The following is a 20604-nucleotide window of genomic DNA, read 5'->3' as shown; positions in this document are numbered from 1 at the left end:
CACCTCAAGGCGCGTGATGCGCTCCCCTGCGCCAGGCGCTGCTACTGCTGTCGTTCTGGATGTCACAGATATGGGGAGGCGCCTGCGGAGGCGCCAGAGCCGACCCACGACAGTGGACGGCTCTGCGGGCGATCCCGATAGCGACCGTTGCCGCTCGAAGGCCGGTGACAGCGAGCGCTCGCTCCATCCGTCTGTCCCACGGCGGCATTTTGCGGAACAGCTCCGCGCGCCGGGAATTGACCTTCGAAAAGGAGGTCAGCATGAGCAAGGGCTTTGCACTCGCAGCCGTCGTCCTGATGTCGGTCGTCGGCTTCTCCTATCTGTCGGATATGCAGGGCGAGCGGCAGACGACCGGCATCGTGCCGGAGCGCGCTTCGGTCCGCACCGATCCACCGCCCACCGTGCCTCCCTCCCACGAGAGGAGATGATAATGGGGCGGAGCCTGCTGATCCTGGTGCCGCTGCTGGCCATTCTGGGCCTGTCCCTGTGGTGGATGACCTCCACCTGGCAGGCTGCGGCCGACGCGCCCTTCGCCGGAGGCGATTATGTGCCGCTGGTGCTGGGCGTCATCCTCTCCGTCGTCATCGGATGCGGACTGATGGCGCTGCTCTTCATCTCCAGCCGCCGCGGCTATGACGAGGCCGCGCAGACGCAGGTGTTGCCGAGGCCGCCCTCCCCCGAAGTGCCGCCGCCCGTTCGGGATGAGAATGCGCCCCGTGCCGGCGGCGCGACACGGCCAAACGGAAGCCCATAACGCAAAACGCCCGCATCCGATATCGGATGCGGGCGTCTGAACATGAGGCGCGGATCATACGATCCTGCTGCCGATGGGAGTGTTCCGACTTGAGCGGGAAGGCACACCCTGAAAGGGATGGTGCCCAGGAGAGGACTCGAACCTCCACAGCTTTCACTACTGGTACCTGAAACCAGCGCGTCTACCAATTCCGCCACCTGGGCCCCTCGGGCCGCGAGGCCGTCGAGAGGAGGCCGTTCTAGGGTTCGGCCTGCGCCTTGTCAACGGGCCACAGCGAGCCGGCCAAGGAAAGATGGAGAGCCTGTGGGTAACACCGGCCAGCCCCCTCACGGCGCCCCACCGGAAGCGAGGCGCCGCAAGGATTATCGGGCCATCAGCCGCCGAAATTCGGCTTCCGCTTCTCGACGAAGGCGCTCATGCCTTCCTTCTGATCCGCCAGTGCGAACATGGAATGGAAGACCCGCCGCTCGAAGCGGATGCCTTCGGTGAGCGTGGTCTCGTACGAGCGGTTCACGCTCTCCTTGGTCATCATGGCGACGGGGCGCGACATGTCGGCAATGACCGCCGCCACCTTCAGCGCCTCGTCCACCAGATCGGCAGCGGGAATGACGCGGGAGACGAGCCCGGCCCGTTCGGCCTCCGCCGCATCCATGAAGCGGCCGGTGAGGCACATCTCCATGGCCTTGGACTTGCCGACGAAGCGCGTCAGGCGCTGGGTGCCCCCGGCGCCAGGCATCACGCCGAGCTTGATCTCCGGCTGGCCGAACTTTGCCGTGTCCGCGGCGAGGATGAAGTCGCACATCATGGCGAGTTCGCAGCCGCCGCCGAGCGCGAAGCCCGCCACCGCCGCGATCACCGGCTTGCGGGTGCGCGAGAGGCGCTCCCAGGAGGCGATGAAGTCGTCCAGATAGGTCTGGGGATAGGTGAAGTCCTGCATCTCCTTGATGTCGGCGCCGGCGGCGAAGGCCTTTTCCGAGCCGGTGAGGATGATGCAGCCGATGCCCGTGTCGGCCTCGAAGGCATCGAGGGCGGCATTCAGCTCGGTGATGATCTGGCGATTGAGCGCGTTCAGCGCCTGCGGCCGGTTCAGGCGGATGAGGCCAACCTTGCCATGGGTTTCGACCAGGATCGTCTCGTAAGCCATGCGCGTCTCCATGAAGCCAGGGCCGCTGTTCGCCGTCCGGTTCATCGGCCCTATGAACCGGATGTCACCGCTGAGCGGCGTCTCGCCTGTCTAGAGCGCGATCCGACCGGATGGAACCGCATCGCGGCTCCATCCGGTCGGTGAATCGCCCGCTCGCCTATCGAGTAGAGCCGAACGCGAGCCGTGGGAATGCGCCCTGCCAGCGCGCTCAGTCGAAGCTGTTGTCGAGGAAATACCATTGCCCGCAATTCTTGCGGATGATGGGCTCCAGCATCGCATCGAGGACCTTCACGTCCTCGATCAGCGGCACGTCGGGGTCGGTGTGCGAGGGCAGGTCCACCGGGTCCGAACAGTGGACATGGAAGCGGGCGCCCTTCAGCCGCGTGCAGTGGCCGACGATGATCTTCGCGCCGGTCATCCGCGCAAAGCGCACGGCGATGGCAAGGTTGCCGTCCACATGGGCCGGACGGCCGAAGAGGGGCGCCATCACCCTGCCGTGGTGCACCTCGTCGCAGAACATGGAGAGCGTGCCGCCCTCCTGCAGCAGGCGGATGGTCGGCCGGATGCCCGGCGCCCCCGGCGGCAGCAGATGGACGCCGAAGCGGGCCCGCACGCGGTTGGCGATGACATGCTGGGCCGGACGGCCGGGCGGCGTGTAGATGGCCGACCAGTCGATCCCCACGGCATGCATCAGCGCACCGGTCGCCTCCCAGTTGCCCGTGTGGCAGGAGATGAAGATGAGCGGGCCGTCCTTGCTCCATTTGAGCGCCGGCCCGTCGTTCTCCACCGTGATGCGCCCGGCCTTCACCAGACGGTGCAGGATGGAGAACTCGGCCATCACCCGGCCGACATTCTCGAAATGGCTGCGCACCCTGGCCTCGATCTCGGCCTCCGAGAGCGTAGGGTCGATGCGGCGCAGATTGGCCCGCGCGCGGATGGCGTTCTCCTTGTAGCCGAAGCGGCCGGCAAGGCGGCCCATGGCGGCGCCGATGGCCGAGCACAGGTCGATGGGCATGAAGCGGAAGGCATAATGGAAGGCGAAATCGCCGAGGTCCTTGAGGCCCGCCGTGCGCCAGTAGCGCAGGAAAGTGGCCCGCCGCTCCCCGCCGGCGCGCAGGTCCGCCCAGTCTGGCACGGGGGGCGGGTTCCACACATAAGGCTTGCGGGTCTTGCGCGGCGCGTCGGGCGCCGCCGCTTCCCCCACGTCCCCCGCCTCGGCCTCATGCATCTGGATATCCCCGTCTCCCGCTGCCCCCTCATAGCCGGGGCGGGTGCGCCACGGCCAGCGGGAAACCGCGGTCGAGGCGCCGCCTCAGCGCTGGCAGGTGGCGCAGAAGAAGGTGGAGCGGCCCGCCTGCACGATGCGCTGCACATGCCCCTTGCACCGCAGGGTCGGGCATGGCTCACCCTCGCGGTCATAGACCTTGAAATTGTGCTGGAAATAGCCCAGTTCGCCATTCACCTGACGATGGTCCTTCAGGCTAGAACCACCCGCCTGGATGGCTTCGCGCAGCACGTCCCGGATGGCGGTTACAAGGCGCTCGGTGCGCACATTGGGCGCGCCGGACGCGGAGGCGAGGGTCGAGGCCATCCGGCGCGGCGAGAGGCCCGCCCGATGCAGGGCCTCGCTCACATAGATGTTGCCCAGCCCGGCGACCACCTTCTGGTCGAGCAGCGCGGCCTTGAGGTTGGTGCGCCGGCCGGCACAGGCCTGCGCCAGATAGTCCGCGTGGAAGGTGTTGCCGAGCGGCTCCGGCCCGAGGCTGCTCAGGAGCGGATGACTGTCCAGCTGGTCATAGGGCACCAGCAGCATGGCGCCGAAGCGGCGGGGGTCATTGAAGGTCACGGTGGCGCCGCCGGCGAGATGGAACACCACATGGTCGTGCGTGCCGGGTTCTCCGCGCGGATGATAGAAGCCCGCGGGCCGGCCTTTCACCTGCGCACCCTCGATGCGGATGGAGCCGGACATGCCGAGATGCACGATCAGCACCTCTCCGCCGTCGAGATCCGCCAGCAGATATTTCGCCCGCCGCCCCACCGCCTCGACCCGGCGGCCGGTCAGCCGCTCCGCGAACCCCTCCGGCAGCGGCCAGCGCAGGTCCGGCCTGCGGGCTTCGGCACTCTCGATCACAGCCCCTTGCAAAACGGGGAGCAGCCCCCGGCGGACAGTCTCCACCTCTGGGAGTTCAGGCATTTCCTCAATCACCTCCTGCCCATCGCCCAAAAACCGGCGCGGCAGCTTGAATCGTGCATTCCCCCTCAGGCTATCGGTGCGACGCAGGAGCGCAAGCACCAAAGCGCAGCCGCACACCGCACCGCGCGCCGAAACGCCTATTCCACAGGTCCGGGCGCGGCGACGCCGGAAGGCGGCGGGGCGGGCGTGAAATCGAGCTGCTCCAGCCGCAGGCCCCGGCGCGCGATCTTGTCGGCCGAGACCAGAACCCGCGAGACGTCGTCGCCCACGAGGGCGAAATGCTTGGAGAGATCGCCCACCCGCTCGCGCAGACGGGCCACATCTTCCACCAGCAGGCCCACCTCGCGGCGGATCGCGTCCGCCTGTTCGCGCATGCGCGCATCCTTGGCAATGGCCTGCACCACCTGGATCGCCAGCATCAGCAGCGAGGGCGAGACGAGGATCACGCGGGCGCGGTAGGCGCGCTGGATCACGGCGTCGAAATGCTCGTGCAGTTCGGCATGGACGCTCTCGGAAGGCACGAAGATGATGGCCACGTCCTGCGTCTCGCCAGGCAGCAGATAGCGCTCGGCCACGTCATTGACGTGCTTCATCATGTCCTGCGCGAGGCGGTTGCCGGCCGCCTTGCGAGCCTCCGCGCTCTGCGCCTCGCGGAAGGCGGTCACGGCCTCCAGCGGGAACTTGGCGTCCACCACCAGCGGGCGCGGATCGCCGGGCAGGAAGATGACGCAGTCGGGCCGGCGGCCGTTGGAGAGGGTGTACTGGAAGGCGAAGCTGTCGCGTGGCAGGCCGTCGGAGACGATGGCCTCCATGCGCGCCTGCCCGAAGGCGCCGCGCGCCTGCTTGTTGGCCAGCGTCTCGCGCAGGGACATCACCTGCGAGGACAGATCGCTGAGGCTCTTTTCCGCCCGCTCCACCATGGCGAGGCGCTCGGCGAGCGTCGTCAGGCTCTCATGGGTGGCGCGGGCCGCCGTGTTGAAGCTCTCCCCCAGCCGGTAGGAGGTGGAATCGAGCCGCTCGGACACCGCCCGCGCCATGTCGCTCTGGCGCTGGGCCAACACCTCCGCCATGGCCTGCACCCGGCCGGCGGTCTCGGACTGGTGGCGCGCGAGATCGCGCAGGCCCGCTTCCAGAAGATCGGACCGCGCCGCGCTTTCGTCGCCCTCCTGCCCGCGCGCGCCGGCAAGCCGCCAGACGACGACCAGCAGACCCGCCATCAGCAGGGCGAGGCAGACCAGCGCCCCGGCGATCAGATCACCGGACGCCCAGCCCGAGCCGGCGGCAGGAAGCAGCGTGTTCGTCATGGCGGATCTGTAGCAAGTTTCACCACCTTGAACAAACAGCGAACATGTTGACCAATTCCTAACCTTCGCCTATCTGGCGGACATGGCCATTCTCCCGATCCTCATCATTCCCGAGCCGCAGTTGCGGCAGATCTCCGCGCCGGTCCCGAGGATCGACAAGGAGATCGAGAAGCTTGCCGCCGACATGCTGGAAACCATGTATGACGCGCCGGGGATCGGGCTCGCCGCCATTCAGGTGGGCGTCCACAAGCGCGTCATCACCATCGACATCGCGCGCGAGGATGCGCCGAAGAACCCGATTGTCCTGATCAATCCGGAGGTTGTCTCGGCCTCGGAGGAGACCTCCTTCTACAATGAAGGCTGCCTCTCTATTCCCGAATATTACGAGGAAGTGGAGCGTCCGGCGCAGGTCACCGTGCGCTATCAGGACCTGAAGGGCGCGACCCACGAGATCGCGGCGGACGGTCTGCTCGCCACCTGCCTGCAGCACGAGATCGACCATCTCAACGGCGTGCTCTTCATCGACCATCTCTCGCGGCTGAAGCGAGAGCGGGTCATCAAGAAATTCACCAAGGCCGCCCGCCGCGAAGCCGGCGCCTGACGCGCCCTCCTCTCCTCTGAACAGGTTTCGCGCCATGCGCATCGTCTTCATGGGCACGCCCGATTTCTCGGTGCCCACCCTGAGCGAGATCGTCGGCCGCGGGCACGAGGTGGTGGGGGTCTATACCCGCGCACCCGCGCCCTCGGGCCGCCGCGGCCTCGAACTCGTCCCCTCGCCCGTCCACACGGTGGCGGAGCGCTTCGGCATCCCGGTCTTCACGCCGAAATCGCTGAAGGGCGAGGAGGCTGCCGCGCAGTTCCGTGAGCTCGGCGCGGACGTGGCGGTGGTGGTCGCCTATGGCCTCATCCTGCCGACCAGCATCCTCGACATTCCGGCGCTGGGCTGCCTGAACCTCCATGCTTCGCTGCTGCCTCGCTGGCGCGGCGCCGCGCCCATCCAGCGGGCCATCATGGCGGGGGACAAGGAAACCGGCATCGCCGTCATGAAGATGGAAGCCGGGCTCGACACGGGCCCGGTGGGCCTGCTGGAGCGCGTCATCATCGGCCCCGACATGACGGCCGGCGAACTGCACGATCGCCTGAGCTATATCGGCGCCGACCTCATGGGCCGCGCGCTCTCGGCGCTGGAACGGGGCGGGCTCGATTTCACGCCGCAGCCGGACGAGGGCATCGTCTATGCGTCCAAGATCGAGAAGGCGGAAGCCCGCATCGACTGGAGCCGGCCGGCGGCGGAGGTGCACAACACCATTCGCGGCCTCTCCCCTTTCCCCGGCGCCTGGTTCCCCTTCGGAGCCGACGAGGCGCGGGTGAAGGTGCTGCGTGCTTCTCTTGCGGACGGCACGGGCGCGCCGGGGACGGCGCTCGACGACCAGCTCACCATCGCCTGCGGCACCGGCGCCGTGCGGCTGACGGAGCTCCAGAAGGCCGGCAAGCAGCCCATGAGCGCCGCCACATTCCTCAATGGCAATGACGTGCCCAAGGGCACGCGGCTGGCCTGAGCCGGCCGGTTCCGCCCCCACCATGCCCCGCTACAAGCTCACCATCGAATATGACGGCACCCCCTTCGCCGGCTGGCAGATCCAGGCGGAGCTGCCGACCGTGCAGGGGGTGCTGGCGGCAGCGGTGAAGGGCTTCTCCGGCGAGGAGGCCCATGTGGCCGGCGCTGGGCGCACGGATGCGGGCGTCCATGCCACGGGACAGGTCGCCCATATCCACCTCGCGCGGGACTGGCGGCCGGATCAGGTGCGCGACGCCATGACCGCCCACCTGCGCCCCCATCCCGTGGCGGTGGTCGCCGTGGAGCGCGTGGCGGATGATTTCGACGCCCGCTTCTCGGCGGTGAAGCGCCATTATCTCTATCGGATCGTCAACCGGCGGCCGGACCTCGCGCTAGACCGCGACCGGGCGTGGCGTGTGCCGCAGAAGCTGGATGCATCCGCCATGCACGTGGCGGCGCAGCGCCTGCTGGGCAAGCACGACTTCACCACCTTCCGCGCTGCCGAATGCCAGGCCGCCTCGCCGGAAAAAACGCTGGACCAGTTGGACGTCATGCGGTCCGGCGATGACATCCGCATCGTGACCTCCGCCCGCTCCTTCCTGCATCATCAGGTGCGCTCCATGGTGGGCTCGCTGATCCGGGTCGGAGAAGGCCGCTGGAGTGCGGACGATCTGGCCGATGCGCTCGCCGCCCGCGACCGCCGCCGCTGCGGCCCCATGGCGCCCGCCTGCGGTCTTTATCTCGCCGCGGTGAGCTATCCCGAACAGATTGTGGAGACCGGGGCGCCAGACCGCATCTGAAGGGCGCCTGTGCCTGAGAAGCAGCCGCGCAAGATGCGCTCAAAACTGCGCCATCTGTGGCCGCGCGCCCTCAGCCCACCGGAAATCGACCCGCGCTTTTTCCAGCGGCCACAGCCCTGAAGCGCAAAACTGCAACCGCAGATGCGCAAATGTGCATTTGCGTACCTCCGATAAATTCAGATGATCGGACTTGATCAGGTTTCATAATTGGACACCTTCATTGCCCAGTTTCTAGGATTGAGGAAAAAATAATCATTATTTTCCTGTAATTCTGGTTGCGAGGCATGGACACATGGCAACGACGTCATTGCAGGAAGGGGAGCGCAGCGGCGGGCTGCTGCGCAACATGTCCGTCGTCGCGCGGATTTCGGTGGGCTTCGGCTTCCTGATCCTGCTGATCCTGTCGGTCGGCCTGTACGCTTATATGACCCTCTCGCGCCTGGGCGGTGATCTCTCCGCCATGCGCAACGCGATGGACCGCACCGCCTCCGCCACCTTGCTGGAGCGCCGCCTCAATGAGGTCTGGCCGCGCGCCGAAGCGGCGATGCTCGGTGGCAAGACCGGCGATCTCGACACCGCGATCCAGCAGGGCTCCGGCTTCATTGCGGCCAGCGGCCAGACGGCGGCGGAAGGCATCTATGCCCGCTATGCCGCCGGCATGCGGGACGCGACCACCAAGACCACGGCCACGATCCAGGACCGCAGCAAGCTCGTCGCGGTCGTGCCGGAGATCGACAAGGCCTTCGAGGCGCTGATCGAGCGCAAGAAGCTGGTGTTCGATGCCGACGGCGCGGCGCTGGTGGCGACGCTGCAGGCCAAGGTGAATGCCGGCCGGCTCAACCTGACGCGTCTCATGAACGAGGCCTCCACCAGCATAGAGACCATCAATCCGCCGGAACTGGCGAAGTCCGCCGATGCCAGCCGCAAGGAATGGGCGGCCATCGCCGCGCAGTTCGAGGACCTCATCAAGTCCTCATCGGACCCGGCGGACAAGGAAGCCTATGAGGCGGGCCTCAAACCCGTCACCGCTTATGCGGCCGGCGTCAACAGCCTGCTTCCGGCGCTGCTGGACCGCGCGCGCATCCTGCACGACACCGTCAATGTGGCGCACACCCAGCTGGTCAATCTCGTGAACGAGGTGAGCGACCAGCAGGCCGCCCTCCAGCGCTCCACCGTGGACAATGCCCTCGAGCTGGGCTCCTGGACCAAGACCGCCATCCTGGGCGTGTCCATCGGCGCCATGATCGTCGGCGTGCTCGTGGCGCTCCTCGTCGCCATCTCCATCGCCCGTCCGCTGCACCGGCTCGCCGCCGCCGTACAGGAGGTGGCGCAGGGCAACACGGACGTGGACATTCCGAGCCGTCACGAGAAGAGCGAGATCGGCCTGCTCGCCCGCGCGCTGGAGGTGTTCAAGGGCAACCTCATCGCGGTCAAGGCGATGGAAGCCGAGAATGCCGAGCGCGCCCGGCGCGAGGAAGAAGAGCGCCAGCGGCTGTCGCAGCAGCTTTCCGCAAACTTCCGCGAGAGCGTCTCCTCCATCGTCACGGACGTGATCCGCGACGTGGAGCGGGTGGGCAAGCATTCCGAGAGCCTGCTCCAGATCTCCGACAGCACCAAGGAAAGCGCCCGTGAGGCCCGCAATGCGGTGGAAGCCACCAGCGGCGGCATATCCGAGGTCGCCTCCACGTCCACCCAGTTCGCCTCCTCCATCCGCGAGATTGCCGAGCGCGTGGACGAGAGCGTGCGCCTCACCCTCGACGCCGTGGAGCGGGCGCGCCAGACGGACACGGTGATCGGCGAGCTCGCCGTCTCCGCCTCCCGGATCAGCGACATCACCCGCATCATCCAGCAGATCGCCGAGCAGACGAACCTGCTGGCCCTCAATGCGACCATCGAGGCGGCGCGCGCGGGCGAGGCCGGACGGGGCTTCACGGTGGTGGCGACGGAGGTGAAGTCGCTGGCCCAGCAGACCGCCAGCGCCACCCAGCAGATCGGTGCCCAGATCGGCGCCATCGAACAGGCGGCCAATGGCGCGGCGGACTTCATCCGCCAGATCTCCGATCAGGTGGAGGCCATCAAGGGCCACGTCACCGGCATCTCTGCGAGCGTGGAGGAGCAGAGTTCGTCCACCACCATCGTCGCCGAGAATGCCCAGCGCACCTCGGAGCATGCGGATGTGGCGCGCACCCGGCTCGACACCGTGTTCACCGAGGCGGAAGCGACGCTGGATGCCGCCCGCAGCAGCCGCACGGCAGCCGATACGCTCAAGGACCAGGCCGTCCGGCTCCAGGGCGTGACCTCGGACTTCGTGAACCAGATCGAGACGCTCTGGACCCGCAAGAGCGCCTGATCCCGGTTTCGCAATCACGCCAATAAAAACGCCCCGGATCGGCCGATCCGGGGCGTTTGCAATTTTAGGACTGACACCGTGCGCAAAGGGCGGAGACGCGCTCCGCCCGGAAGGGCTCAGGCGAGCAGTTCGGCCAGCGTGCGCGTCACCACCTCGGTGGCGAGGCGCAGGTCGGAGAGGCGCAGCTTCTCGTCGGCGCGGTGGCCATTGGCTTCCTCGATGGTGCGGGGGCCGGCGCCATAGAGCACCACCGGAATGCCCGCCTCGGCATAAAGCCGCGCATCGGTATAGAGCGGCACGCCGTTGGTCAGGACCGACTCGCCCACCACCTCGGAAGCGTTGCGGCAGAGGATGCCGGCGATGCGCTCGCTCTCCGCATCCGGCACCAGCGGCCGGGCAAGCAGGATGCGGCGGATATCGACGGACGCGCCGGGGTAGGACGCGACGGCCTTCTCGATCAGCATCTTCACTTCCGCTTCCACCGCCTCCGGCTGCTCCTGCGGAATGATGCGGCGGTCGAGGCGTAAGGTGATGCGGTCGGGCACCACATTGGTGTTGATGCCGCCCGAGATGAGACCCACCGTGATCTGCGGCGAGCCGATGCCCTTGGTGGGGGAGACGGTGGCCTTCAGCGTGTCGCGATAGGCGTAGATGGCCTCCAGCACCTTCGTGGTGGCGGCGAGTGCGTCGATGCCGGTGTGCGGCAGCGCCGCGTGGGCGGACTTGCCCTTCACCTCCACCTCAAGGTGCAAACAGCCGTTGTGCGCCACCACCACGGCGTACGCGAAGCCGGCGGAGATCACCGCATCTGGCTTCGTCAGCTTCTCGGAGATGATCCAGCCGGGACCGACCTCGCCCCCGATCTCCTCGTCATAGGTGAAATGCAGTTCCACCGTGCCCTTGAGCGGCACGCCGGAGCGCTTCAGCGCGTCGAGGGCGAAGGTGTAGGTGGCGAAATCGGACTTGGAGACGGCAACGCCCCGCCCGTACATCACGCCGTCCACCACCGCCGCGCCATAGGGATCCTGCGACCAGCCCTCGCCGGGGGGCACCACGTCGCCGTGGGCGTTGAGCGCGATCACCGGGCCGTCGCCGAAACGGTGGCGCACGATGAGATTGGTCACGCTCACCATGCCGGCGGCGGTCACCTTGTCCTGCGGCACCACATGGCGCTCCACCTCGAAACCGAGTCCCTCCAGCAGCTCGGCGGCGCGCCGGGCGTGGGGCGCGCAGTCGCCGGGCGGATTGTCGGAGGGCACCTTCACCAGCTCGGCGAGGAAGGCCTGCTGGGCGTCGGCGGTCTCGGCAAGGAGCGCGCGCAGGCGGGCCGGATCAAGGCTGGACATGGGACAAGGTCTCTTTCTTCTGGAACGGGTGTTCGGTCAGGGGTGGGTGGCCCGCCGCGTCGGCGAGGTCAAGCGGCAAGGTTCGGGCGGCGGCTCAGGGCGCGGTGGCCCAGGCCTTCAGCAGCGCCCGCTCGTCGGGGGTGATGTCGGTGATGTTGTTGGGCGGCATGGCGTGGGTCAGGGCCGCCTGCATGAGGATCAACGGCTTGTTGCGGGCGATGGCCTCCGGCGTGTCGAGGAGAATGCCGCGCGGGGCGATGGCGATACCGTCCCACAAGGGCTGGGCCGAATGGCACATGGAGCAGCGGCCGAGAACTACATTCTGCACATCCTCCGGCACGTCCACCGCCGGCAGCGTGGCGGCCTCGGCCGTGGTGACGAGCGGCGGCCAGCCGAGCGCGGTGCGGCCGGCGGGCGTCGTGGTCAGGCAGATGGAGATCGCCACCGCAAGGCAGGCCGCCGCCACCAGCCAGCACCACCACCAGTTGCCCTGCCCGGCATGCCGCTTGTTGTAGAAGACCCGGATGATGGCCCCGCCCACCAGCGCCAGAGCCACAATGACGAAGGCATAAGGCGTCGAATAGGTGATGGGATAGTGGTTGGACATCATCAGGAAGATGACGGGCAGGGTGAAATAGTTGTTGTGGGAGGAGCGCAGCTTGCCCGCCTTGCCATAGGCCGGATCCGGCTCCTCGCCGGCCTTGAGCGCCGCCACCACCTTGTGCTGGTTCGGAATGATCACGCAGAAGACGTTGGCGGTCATGATGGTGGCCATCAGCGCGCCGATATGGATGAAGGCGCCGCGCGGGGAGAAGACCTTCTGGAAGAAGAAGGCCATGGCCACGATGAACACGAAGATCACCAGCCCCACCGCCAGATCGCTCTTGCCCAGCGGCGAATGGCAGACGAGATCGTAGAACACCCAGCCGCCGAAGATGGCGATGATGCCGATGGCCGCCGCCATCAGCGGGGACATGGCATACACGCTGGGATCAATCAGATAGAGGCTGGCCTGGTAGTAATAGGTCCAGATCAGCAGCGCCGCGCCGGAGAGCCAGGTCGCATAGGACTGCCACTTGTGCCAGGTCAGGTGATCGGGCAGCGCGGCCGGCGCCACGAGATATTTGCGCACCTGATAGAAGCCGCCGCCATGAACCTCCCATGCCTCACCGCCCTTGCCCGCCGGAATGTCAGGCGAGGGCTTCAGCGAGGCATCGAGATGCATGAAATAGAAGGAGGCGCCGATCCAGGCCATGCCGGCGGTGATGTGGGCCCAGCGCAGCAGCAGGCTGCCGAATTCATGCAGGATGGGTTCCATGTCTGCCCTCAGTGACGGATCGCGCAGCCCGGCGGGGCGCAATTGCGGCGGCGCCCGGCCCGATGGCATTGGCCACGGGGAGCGCCTTGGATAGAGTGCCGGCAATCCAGAGGATCGACGGCGTGCTCGAAAACATGCGGGCTTTCACCCAGGCGGTGGAAAGCGACAGCTTCTCGGAGGCGGCACGGCGGCTGCGCGTCTCCCCCAATGTGGTCAGCCACCGCATCCAGGTTCTGGAAAAGCACCTCGGCTGCCGCCTGTTCAACCGTACCACGCGGCGCATGAGTCTCACGGAACAGGGGCGCGTCTATTACGAGACCGTCACCGAGGCGCTGCGCCTCATCGATACGGCAGAAACCAGCATTTCCGAACTCGGCGCCCTGCCGCGCGGGGCGCTGCGGGTGACGGCGCCGCTGCATCTCGGCCGCCGGCTGCTCGCCCCCATGGCGGCGCGCTATCAGGACGCCTATCCGCAGATCGACGTGCGCCTGCGCCTTTCCGAGCACATGCCCGACCTGATCGCCGAATCCATCGACGTGGCGCTGCGCCTCGCCACCTTCGAGGATTCGAGCACCATCCTGCGCAAGGTGGCGGAGGTCGACCGCATCCTGTGCGCCGCACCCGCCTATCTGGACCGGCATGGCGTGCCGGAGAAGCCCGCCGACCTTCTGAACCACCAGTGCCTTCTGATGCGCCACGCCACCTCCCGCGAACTGCGTTGGATGCTCACCGACAAAGGCAAGGACCTTGCCGTTCCGGTCGCCGGCCATCTCGAGGCGGACGACGGCGACGTGCTCACCGTCTGGGCGGTGGAAGGACGCGGCATCGTGGTGAAGCCCCGCTTCGAGGTGGCCGACGCGTTGGCCGCGGGCCAGTTGGTGCCCGTGCTGGAGCGCCACCCGCCGCGCCCGATGACGCTGGCCGTGCTCTATCCGGCCCGCCAGTTGGTGCCGCTGAAGGTGAAGACCTTCGCGGACATGCTGGTGGAGGACGCCCGCCGCTATGTGGCGCGGGAACTGGCCAAAATCGGCGAGAAGCTGCCTTCCTGAAGGGCTGGTGGGTCTTGGGTGGGCGCCGCGCCGTCGCTTTTCCGCAGACGGCGCGCTCGGCCCCAGCCGTTCCACCCCCCTCCCTGCCCTCCCCCGCAAGGGGGGAGGGTTGGCGGTGGGCCAGAGAATGAGTGCCGCGATTGACGACAATGCAACGCGCCCCCTCCCCCCTTGCGGGGGAGGGCTGGGGAGAGGGGTAGAGCCCTCTCCGCCCGCACAACACCGGCCTTCGCTCCCGCTCAATGCGCGTCCGCCTGCTTGGCGGCAGCGACCACCTCGTCGAGGCTGGCGCCCTTCATGCCGTTGAAGAAGACGTTGAGCGCCACCGCCGAAATGGCGGCGAGCAGGATGCCGGACTCCAGCAGCGGATGGAGCTCGTGCGGCAGTGCCTTGAAGAAGTTCGGCGCCACCAGCGGGATCATGCCGAAGCCCACCGAAATGGCGACGATGAAGAGGTTGAAGCGGTTGGTCTTGAAATCCACAGCCGTCAGGATCCGCGCGCCGGTGGCGGCCACCATGCCGAACATGACGAGGCCTGCCCCGCCCAGCACCACCTGCGGCACCGCCTCCACCAGCGCCGCCATCTTCGGCAGCAGGCCGAGCGCCAGCATGATGAGGCCGCCGGTCGCCGTCACCCAGCGCGACTTGACGCCCGTGACGCCCACGAGACCGACATTCTGTGAGAAGGAGGTGTAGGGAAAGGTGTTGAACAGGCCGCCCAGCAGCGTGCCGACACCATCGGCCCTGAGGCCCCGCGCCAGCGCCTTCTGGTCCACCGTCCGGCCGGTCATCTCGCCGAGCGCCAGGAACATGCCGAGGCTCTCGATCATCACCACCACCATCACGATGCACATGGTGGCGATGGGCACGAGCGAGAAATGCGGCAGGCCGAAATGCAGCGGCAACACGAGCCCGAACCAGGGCGCCGCCGCCACCTTCTCGAAATGCATCACGCCGGTGAAGCTCGCGAGAACCGCGCCCGCCACGATGCCGAGCAGCACCGCCACATTCGCCACGAAGCCCTTGCCCCAGCGGATGAGCGCGAGGATGACGAGGAGAACGAAGAGCGAGAGGCCGAGCCCCGGCAACTGGCCGTAATTGGGATTGGCCACGGTGACGACCTCGCCATTGACCACCTTGGTCAGCATGGGCAGGCCGCCGCCGGCCCAGTTGATGCCCACGCGCATGAGCGAGATGCCGATGACGAGGATGATGGTGCCCGTCACCACCGGCGGAAACAGCGGCAGCATCCGGGAGATGAAGGGCGCGATGAGAATGGCGAAGATGCCGGAGGCGATCACCGCACCATAAATCCCAAGGAGGCCGATGTCGGCGGTGGCCGCCATGGTCATCATCGGGCCGACGGAGGCAAAGGTGACGCCCATCATCACCGGCAGGCGGATGCCGACGCCGGGAAAGCCGATGCACTGCACCAGCGTCACCAGTCCGCAGGTGAAGAGGTCGGCGCTGATCAGAAAAGCGACATCCTCAGGCGAAAGCTTGAGCGCCCGGCCGATGATGAGCGGCACGGCGACCGCCCCGGCATACATCACCAGAACATGCTGCAAACCCAGCGCCGCCATCTTCGGCGCCGGTAAGAATTCATCGACCGCATCCACAGCCATGCTGTCCCCCAGCCTGTGTGAGCATCTGAAAGGTTTGTTCTTCTTGAGGCCCGCGTCTTGGAGCCGAGGCTCCCGCGCGTTTGCCGTCCATCAAACGGCATTTTTCCGCCATGCGATATGTCCGATAAATAAGAATATCTGCCAATTTTTTCGTATAATGATTGTCTGCCGCCGCCTGTATGCTCGTCGGCAGATGCAAGGGAGATTCCCATGGGGCGCCTGTCCACGCATGTTCTCGACACCGTGCTCGGCCGCCCGGCGGCCGGCGTGCGCGTGGAACTGTTCGCGATCACCGGGGACGGCACGCGGCAACGGGTCGCGGAACGGCAGACCAATGCGGACGGGCGCACCGACACGCCACTGATGGCCGGCGAGGACTACCGTGCGGGCACCTATGAGCTGGTCTTCCACGTGGGCGCCTATTTCCGCGCCTCCGGAGCCCCGGTCGCCGAGCCCCCCTTCCTCGACGAGGTGCCGCTGCGCGTCACGCTGAGCGAGGACGGGCATTACCACGTGCCCCTGCTCTGCTCCCCCTGGGCCTATTCCACCTATCGCGGCTCCTGAGGTTCCGATGCCCGCTCCCGCCTCCGATTATCCCCGCGACCTCATCGGCTATGGCCGCAACCCGCCGCATCCGCGCTGGCCGGGGGAGGCGCGAATCTGCGTGCAGTTCGTGATCAATTACGAGGAAGGCGCCGAGCGCTGCCTGCTGCACGGGGACACGGAATCGGAAGCGTTCCTGTCCGACATCTCCAGCGCCCAGCCCTGGCCCGGCCAACGGCACATGAACATGGAGTCCATCTATGAATACGGCGCCCGCGCCGGCTTCTGGCGGCTCCATCGCCTGTTCACGGCGCGCAACATGCCGGTCACTGTCTTCGGCGTCGCCAAGGCATTGGAGCGCAATCCGGAGGCGGTCGCGGCGATGAATGAGGCCGGCTGGGAGATCGCCAGCCACGGCCTGCGCTGGATCGACTATCGCAACCTCTCCGCCGAGACCGAGCGCGCGCACATCGCGGAAGCGGTGCGCATCCAGAACGAAGTGGCGGGCGAGCGGCCGCTCGGCCTCTATCAGGGCCGCACCAGCGAGAACACGCTGCCCCTGACCATCGCCGAGGGCGGCTTTCTCTATTCCGCCGACACCTATGCGGATGAGCTGCCCTACTGGATCGAGAGCGAGCGCGGCCCCTTCCTGATGGTGCCCTATACGCTCGAAGCCAATGACATGCGCTTCGCCATTCCCGAGGGCTATGCCTCGGGCGACGACTTCTTTGCCTATCTGCGCGACAGCTTCGACCTGCTCTATGCGGAAGGCGAGACCGCCCCGCGCATGATGTCGGTGGGCCTGCACTGCCGCCTTGTGGGGCGGCCCGGCCGGGCGCAGGGGCTGGCCCGCTTCCTCGATTACATCGCTGGGCATGAGCGGGTGTGGGTGGCGCGGCGCCTCGACATCGCCCGCCACTGGGTGGCCCACCATCCGCCCAAGGGCGGCTATGTGCCCTCGCGTCTCTCCCGCCCGCTGTTCGTGGAGCGCTTCGGCAGCATCATCGAGCATTCGCCCTGGATCGCGGAAACGGTTTATGACACCGGCCTCACGCCCGCGCACGATACGGCGGAGGGCTTACAGGCCGCGCTCGTCGCCGTGCTGCGCGCGGCATCGCCCGACCGACAGCTCGCCGTCATCAATGCACATCCGGACCTCGCCGGCCGCCTCGCCGCCGCCAAGCTGCTCACGCCGGATTCCACGGACGAGCAGGCCTCCGCCGGCCTCGATGCCCTGACCGCCGAGGAGAAGGCCCGCTTCACGGCGCTGAATGACGCTTACCGGCAGAAGTTCGGCATCGTCTTCATCATGGCGGTGCGCGGGCGCTCCAAGGCGGAGATCCTGGACGCCTTCGAGCGGCGCCTGGCCCATGACGTTGCCGCCGAGCATGCGGAAGCCCTCGCCCAGATCGAGCGCATCTGCCTGCTGCGCCTCCAGCAGATCCTGCCGTCGCGGGGCGCCGCGTGATGTCCGTGGCCACCGAAAGCAGTGCCACCGATGTTCTAGAGGGCAGCCGGCTCCTAGCGCGCCTTGAAGCGCTCGCGCGTTTCACAGACGTGCCGGGCGAAATGACCCGCCTCACCCTCTCCCCCGCCCACAAGGCGGCGGCGGCGGAGGTGGCGCGCTGGTTCGCGGCGGCCGGTATGGCGGTGCATCTCGACGCCACAGGCTCGGTCGTAGGGCGCTATGAGGGCACGCAGCCCGATGCGCCCGCCCTGATCCTCGGCTCGCACATCGACACCGTGCGCAATGCCGGCATCTTCGACGGCAACCTCGGCGTCGTCGTCGCCCTCGCGGTGGTGGAGCAATTGCACGCCGACGGCGTGCGCCTGCCCTTCGCGCTGGAGGTGCATGCCTTTGCGGATGAGGAAGGCGTACGCTTTCCCTCCACCCTCACCTCCTCCCGCGCCCTCGCCGGCCGCTTCGATGCCGCCGCCCTGGACGCCACGGACGCGGACGGCATCACCCGCCGCGAAGCCCTGAAGGCCTTCGGTGTTGATCCCGAAGCTTATGCCGCCTGCAGCCGCGCCGGACGGGCGCTCGGCTATGTGGAAGTGCATATTGAACAGGGGCCGGTGCTGGAGGCGAAGGGCCTGCCGGTGGGCATCGTCACGGCCATCGCCGGGGCGACCCGCGGTACCATTGAGCTCGTCGGCGAGGCCGGCCATTCTGGCACCCTGCCCATGGAGATGCGCCACGATGCGCTGGCCGGCGCCGCGGACATGATCCTCGCGCTGGAACGTCTGGCGAAGGCCACGCCGGGCCTTGTCGCGACCGTGGGTACGCTCACCATCCCCGGCGGCGCGGTGAATGTGGTGCCGGGCCGGGTACGCTTTTCCTTCGACGTGCGCGCCCCCGACGACCGGACCCGTCTCGACGCGCTCGACACCATGCGCGCGACCCTCGCGGAGATCGCCGCTGCGCGGGGCCTCGCAACCACCCTTGAAGAGACCTATGACGCGCCCGCGGCCCCCTGCGACGGCGCGCTTCAGGCGGCGCTTGCGGCGGCGGTGGCGGCGGAGGGCATCGATGCCCTGCACCTGCCTTCAGGCGCCGGACACGACGGGCTGTCGCTCAATGGCGTCATGCCCATCGCCATGCTGTTCGTGCGCTCGCGCAACGGCAGCCACAATCCCCGCGAACATGCGAGCGCCGAGGACATCGGCGCCGCCGCCCGCGTGCTCAGCCGCTTCGTGCGCGGCTATACGCCGGGCGGCTGACGCCCGCCGCTCAGTCCGCCCCGACGAGACGGTTCTGGGCGTCGAAGAAGGGATAGGGCCCATCGAAGGGGCCGACGAAGCTGGTGTGCGAGACGATCCGGCCGCCCTCGAACAGATGCAGCGCCACGGCGGGCGGCTCCATGTGGAAGCTGGGCGGCGCGTCGGGGGCGAGGGCAAGGCTCACCGCATGGGCCGGCGAGGGCGCGATCATGGCGGGACGTCCCGCAAAGCCCGTCACCACCGTGCGGTGGATGTGGCCGCAGGTCAGGGCCAGCACCTGCGGGTGCCGCAGCAAAACCTCTTCCAGCGCCGCTGCATCGAACAAATTCTGCACGTCCATGTGGCGGATGCCGGTCACGAAGGGCGGATGGTGCAGGCCGATGAGCGTCGGACGCTCCGGCGCCGCGCCGAGCTGCGCGTCGAGCCAGGCGAGTGTCGCCGTCCCGAGTTCCCCGTGCGGCTTGCCGGGCACGGAGGAGTCCAGAAGAACAAGGCGGACGGGATGGCCGTCCACCACATAGTTCAGCTTGTCGCTGGCCCCACCGCCGGCCTGCCGGGCGATCTGCGGAAAAGCCGCGCGCAGCCCGGCGGAACTGTCGTGATTGCCCGGCACGGGCAAGAGCGGCATGGACAGCGGAGCGGTGATGGCCCGGAAGCGGGCGTATTCCTCCGGCGTGTCGAAATCGGTCAGATCGCCGGTGACGATGACCACGTCCGGCTGGCGCGGCAGGCTCCTGAGATAGGCCACGGCACGTTCCAGATACGCGGCAGTGTCCACTACGCCATAGGCGAGACGGCCCGGCAGGCGGATGTGCGTGTCGGTCAGTTGGGCAATCAGCATACGCTTACACCACTGCAATTCGGGAAGGATCAAGCCGGACGCCGACATCCTGCCCCAAGGAAAGCTCCGTTTCGGCCGCCGCCTCGATGATGATGCGGCTGCCATCCGGAGCGGAGAGCTGGACGCGCTGACGCGCACCCTGGAAGTGAACCTGATCGACGCGCAAGCGCAAGGCGCCTTCCGCCGGCGCGCACAGCTCGGCGGTTTCCGGCCGGAAGGCGAGGGTCGCCGTATCGCGATCCCCGCCGGTGAGCAGGACGCGGCCCGCCGCGCTCTCGAAGACGCCGTTGCGCACCGCGCCTTCGATGCGGTTGGTGACGCCGACGAAGGAGGCCACGAACTCGTCCGCCGGGCGGAAGTAGATGTCGCGCGGGCTACCGATCTGGGCGATGGCGCCGTGCCGCATGACCACGATCCGGTCGCCGAGCGCCAGCGCCTCGGCCTGATCGTGGGTCACATAGATGGCCGTGATGGCAAGGCGACGCAGCAGGCCGTCGATCTCCGCCCGCAGGTGCTCGCGCAGCGCGGCATCAAGAGCGGTGAGCGGCTCGTCCAGCAGGATGACCCGGGGCCGTACGGCAAGCGCACGGGCGAGCGCCACGCGCTGGCGCTGCCCCCCGGAGAGTTGGTCGATGCGCCGGTCGGCCAACTGGTCGATGCGCATCATCTCCAGCACCTCGCGGGCGCGGGCGAGGCGCTCGGCCTTCGCCACCCCGCGCACACGCAGGCCATAGGCGACGTTCTCGATGACGCTCATGTTGGGGAACAGGGCGTAGGACTGGAACACCATGCCGACGTTGCGCTTCTCGATGGGTAGTTCGGTCACGTCCTGCCCGTCGAACAGCACGCGGCCGCCTCTGTCGGGGCTTTCCAGCCCGGCGATGATGCGCAGCGTCGTCGTCTTGCCGCAGCCGGAGGGGCCGAGCAGGACGATGGTCTCGCCCGGCGTGATGGCGAGGTTCACGGGTTCCAGCGCCCGCGTGCCGTCGGCGAAGGTCTTGCCGCAGGCTTCAAGGGTGATGGCGGCGCCGGTGGGCGCTTGTTTCTCGGTCACGGG

The 20604-nt window shown here is 67.7% G+C and carries 19 protein-coding genes and 1 tRNA gene; 10 read left to right on the top strand and 10 right to left on the bottom strand.

From position 1 onward, the window contains the following. The first annotated feature begins 260 nt into the window (after positions 1-260). Positions 261-428, top strand: coding sequence for a hypothetical protein (locus AZC_RS25660; RefSeq protein ID WP_158304094.1), 168 nt, complete (start codon positions 261-263; stop codon positions 426-428). A 2-nt stretch (positions 429-430) separates the two neighbouring features. After that, complete coding sequence (locus tag AZC_RS25905) at positions 431-754, top strand: hypothetical protein (RefSeq protein WP_052285851.1); 324 nt, start codon at positions 431-433, stop codon at positions 752-754. 118 nt (positions 755-872) lie between these two features. On the opposite strand, the gene AZC_RS04090 is transcribed toward AZC_RS25905, so the two are convergent. From AZC_RS04090 to AZC_RS04070, 5 genes are all read right to left on the bottom strand, one after another. After that, positions 873-957, bottom strand: a tRNA-Leu gene (locus AZC_RS04090). 170 nt (positions 958-1127) lie between these two features. Further along, positions 1128-1898: an enoyl-CoA hydratase gene (locus AZC_RS04085; protein ID WP_012169333.1), complete on the bottom strand. Its 771-nt coding sequence runs from the start codon at positions 1896-1898 to the stop codon at positions 1128-1130. A gap of 208 nt (positions 1899-2106) precedes the next feature. Next, positions 2107-3126 (bottom strand): lysophospholipid acyltransferase family protein, encoded by a 1020-nt coding sequence (locus AZC_RS04080; RefSeq protein ID WP_012169332.1) that lies wholly within the window; start codon positions 3124-3126, stop codon positions 2107-2109. Between the two features lie 84 nt (positions 3127-3210). Next, a complete protein-coding gene (mutM, locus tag AZC_RS04075) occupies positions 3211-4092 on the bottom strand; it encodes a bifunctional DNA-formamidopyrimidine glycosylase/DNA-(apurinic or apyrimidinic site) lyase (protein ID WP_012169331.1) in 882 nt (293 codons plus the stop codon). Between the two features lie 137 nt (positions 4093-4229). Next, on the bottom strand, positions 4230-5396 hold the full coding sequence (locus AZC_RS04070; protein ID WP_012169330.1) for a DNA recombination protein RmuC: 1167 nt from the start codon (positions 5394-5396) through the stop codon (positions 4230-4232). An 82-nt stretch (positions 5397-5478) separates the two neighbouring features. Here AZC_RS04070 and def point away from each other — a divergent pair, with 82 nt between their 5' ends. The 4 genes from def (at position 5479) to AZC_RS04050 (ending at position 10104) form a co-directional block, all read left to right on the top strand. Next, positions 5479-5997, top strand: coding sequence for a peptide deformylase (gene def / locus AZC_RS04065; protein WP_012169329.1), 519 nt, complete (start codon positions 5479-5481; stop codon positions 5995-5997). A 34-nt stretch (positions 5998-6031) separates the two neighbouring features. After that, the gene (gene fmt / locus AZC_RS04060) at positions 6032-6955 is read left to right on the top strand and encodes a methionyl-tRNA formyltransferase (RefSeq protein ID WP_012169328.1); all 924 of its coding nucleotides are present in this window, start codon (positions 6032-6034) and stop codon (positions 6953-6955) included. A 22-nt stretch (positions 6956-6977) separates the two neighbouring features. Next, complete coding sequence (truA, locus tag AZC_RS04055; protein WP_012169327.1) at positions 6978-7754, top strand: tRNA pseudouridine(38-40) synthase TruA; 777 nt, start codon at positions 6978-6980, stop codon at positions 7752-7754. 292 nt (positions 7755-8046) lie between these two features. Beyond that, the gene (locus AZC_RS04050; RefSeq protein ID WP_012169325.1) at positions 8047-10104 is read left to right on the top strand and encodes a methyl-accepting chemotaxis protein; all 2058 of its coding nucleotides are present in this window, start codon (positions 8047-8049) and stop codon (positions 10102-10104) included. A gap of 116 nt (positions 10105-10220) precedes the next feature. On the opposite strand, the gene AZC_RS04045 is transcribed toward AZC_RS04050, so the two are convergent. Together AZC_RS04045 and AZC_RS04040 are read right to left on the bottom strand one after the other, a co-directional pair. After that, positions 10221-11450, bottom strand: a complete 1230-nt coding sequence (locus AZC_RS04045; protein ID WP_012169324.1) for an ArgE/DapE family deacylase — start codon at positions 11448-11450, stop codon at positions 10221-10223. A 94-nt stretch (positions 11451-11544) separates the two neighbouring features. Beyond that, positions 11545-12768, bottom strand: coding sequence for a urate hydroxylase PuuD (locus AZC_RS04040; RefSeq protein ID WP_012169323.1), 1224 nt, complete (start codon positions 12766-12768; stop codon positions 11545-11547). A gap of 122 nt (positions 12769-12890) precedes the next feature. Here AZC_RS04040 and AZC_RS04035 point away from each other — a divergent pair, with 122 nt between their 5' ends. After that, entirely contained in the window at positions 12891-13817 is a 927-nt protein-coding gene (locus tag AZC_RS04035; RefSeq protein WP_244421790.1) for a LysR family transcriptional regulator, read from the top strand. A gap of 239 nt (positions 13818-14056) precedes the next feature. Here the strand turns inward: AZC_RS04035 and AZC_RS04030 are convergent, their stop codons facing one another. After that, positions 14057-15442, bottom strand: coding sequence for a nucleobase:cation symporter-2 family protein (locus tag AZC_RS04030; RefSeq protein ID WP_012169321.1), 1386 nt, complete (start codon positions 15440-15442; stop codon positions 14057-14059). Positions 15443-15652: 210 nt separating this feature from the next. On the opposite strand from AZC_RS04030, the gene uraH reads away from it, so the two are divergent. From uraH to AZC_RS04015, 3 genes are read left to right on the top strand one after another with little or no spacing between them, the layout of a single operon-like run. Continuing rightward, positions 15653-16006: a hydroxyisourate hydrolase gene (uraH, locus tag AZC_RS04025; RefSeq protein WP_012169320.1), complete on the top strand. Its 354-nt coding sequence runs from the start codon at positions 15653-15655 to the stop codon at positions 16004-16006. A 7-nt stretch (positions 16007-16013) separates the two neighbouring features. Beyond that, positions 16014-17453: an allantoinase PuuE gene (puuE, locus tag AZC_RS04020; RefSeq protein ID WP_012169319.1), complete on the top strand. Its 1440-nt coding sequence runs from the start codon at positions 16014-16016 to the stop codon at positions 17451-17453. Further along, positions 17453-18706, top strand: coding sequence for an allantoate amidohydrolase (locus AZC_RS04015; protein ID WP_043878862.1), 1254 nt, complete (start codon positions 17453-17455; stop codon positions 18704-18706). Before puuE ends, AZC_RS04015 begins: the two co-directional genes overlap by 1 nt. A 10-nt stretch (positions 18707-18716) precedes the next feature. Here the strand turns inward: AZC_RS04015 and AZC_RS04010 are convergent, their stop codons facing one another. Both AZC_RS04010 and AZC_RS04005 read right to left on the bottom strand, forming a co-directional pair. Further along, on the bottom strand, positions 18717-19547 hold the full coding sequence (locus tag AZC_RS04010) for a phosphodiesterase (RefSeq protein WP_012169317.1): 831 nt from the start codon (positions 19545-19547) through the stop codon (positions 18717-18719). A 4-nt stretch (positions 19548-19551) separates the two neighbouring features. Next, on the bottom strand, positions 19552-20601 hold the full coding sequence (locus AZC_RS04005; protein WP_012169316.1) for an ABC transporter ATP-binding protein: 1050 nt from the start codon (positions 20599-20601) through the stop codon (positions 19552-19554). Positions 20602-20604 lie beyond the last annotated feature (3 nt).

The organism is Azorhizobium caulinodans ORS 571, assembly GCF_000010525.1.
Classification (GTDB): Bacteria; Pseudomonadota; Alphaproteobacteria; order Rhizobiales; family Xanthobacteraceae; genus Azorhizobium; species Azorhizobium caulinodans.
The sequence above is the reverse complement of the archived record's forward strand: the minus strand, read 5'-3'. Positions and strand labels throughout refer to the sequence as shown.

What these genes read in the sequence shown, in the direction of transcription:
- AZC_RS25660 (WP_158304094.1), top strand. Translation starts at nt 261, where the DNA reads ATGAGCAAGGGCTTTGCACTCGCAGCCGTCGTCCTGATGTCGGTCGTC.
- AZC_RS25905 (WP_052285851.1), top strand. Translation starts at nt 431, where the DNA reads ATGGGGCGGAGCCTGCTGATCCTGGTGCCGCTGCTGGCCATTCTGGGC.
- AZC_RS04085 (WP_012169333.1), bottom strand. Translation starts at nt 1,898, where the DNA reads ATGGCTTACGAGACGATCCTGGTCGAAACCCATGGCAAGGTTGGCCTC.
- AZC_RS04080 (WP_012169332.1), bottom strand. Translation starts at nt 3,126, where the DNA reads ATGCATGAGGCCGAGGCGGGGGACGTGGGGGAAGCGGCGGCGCCCGAC.
- mutM (WP_012169331.1), bottom strand. Translation starts at nt 4,092, where the DNA reads ATGCCTGAACTCCCAGAGGTGGAGACTGTCCGCCGGGGGCTGCTCCCC.
- AZC_RS04070 (WP_012169330.1), bottom strand. Translation starts at nt 5,396, where the DNA reads ATGACGAACACGCTGCTTCCTGCCGCCGGCTCGGGCTGGGCGTCCGGT.
- def (WP_012169329.1), top strand. Translation starts at nt 5,479, where the DNA reads ATGGCCATTCTCCCGATCCTCATCATTCCCGAGCCGCAGTTGCGGCAG.
- fmt (WP_012169328.1), top strand. Translation starts at nt 6,032, where the DNA reads ATGCGCATCGTCTTCATGGGCACGCCCGATTTCTCGGTGCCCACCCTG.
- truA (WP_012169327.1), top strand. Translation starts at nt 6,978, where the DNA reads ATGCCCCGCTACAAGCTCACCATCGAATATGACGGCACCCCCTTCGCC.
- AZC_RS04050 (WP_012169325.1), top strand. Translation starts at nt 8,047, where the DNA reads ATGGCAACGACGTCATTGCAGGAAGGGGAGCGCAGCGGCGGGCTGCTG.
- AZC_RS04045 (WP_012169324.1), bottom strand. Translation starts at nt 11,450, where the DNA reads ATGTCCAGCCTTGATCCGGCCCGCCTGCGCGCGCTCCTTGCCGAGACC.
- AZC_RS04040 (WP_012169323.1), bottom strand. Translation starts at nt 12,768, where the DNA reads ATGGAACCCATCCTGCATGAATTCGGCAGCCTGCTGCTGCGCTGGGCC.
- AZC_RS04030 (WP_012169321.1), bottom strand. Translation starts at nt 15,442, where the DNA reads ATGGCTGTGGATGCGGTCGATGAATTCTTACCGGCGCCGAAGATGGCG.
- uraH (WP_012169320.1), top strand. Translation starts at nt 15,653, where the DNA reads ATGGGGCGCCTGTCCACGCATGTTCTCGACACCGTGCTCGGCCGCCCG.
- puuE (WP_012169319.1), top strand. Translation starts at nt 16,014, where the DNA reads ATGCCCGCTCCCGCCTCCGATTATCCCCGCGACCTCATCGGCTATGGC.
- AZC_RS04015 (WP_043878862.1), top strand. Translation starts at nt 17,453, where the DNA reads ATGTCCGTGGCCACCGAAAGCAGTGCCACCGATGTTCTAGAGGGCAGC.
- AZC_RS04010 (WP_012169317.1), bottom strand. Translation starts at nt 19,547, where the DNA reads ATGCTGATTGCCCAACTGACCGACACGCACATCCGCCTGCCGGGCCGT.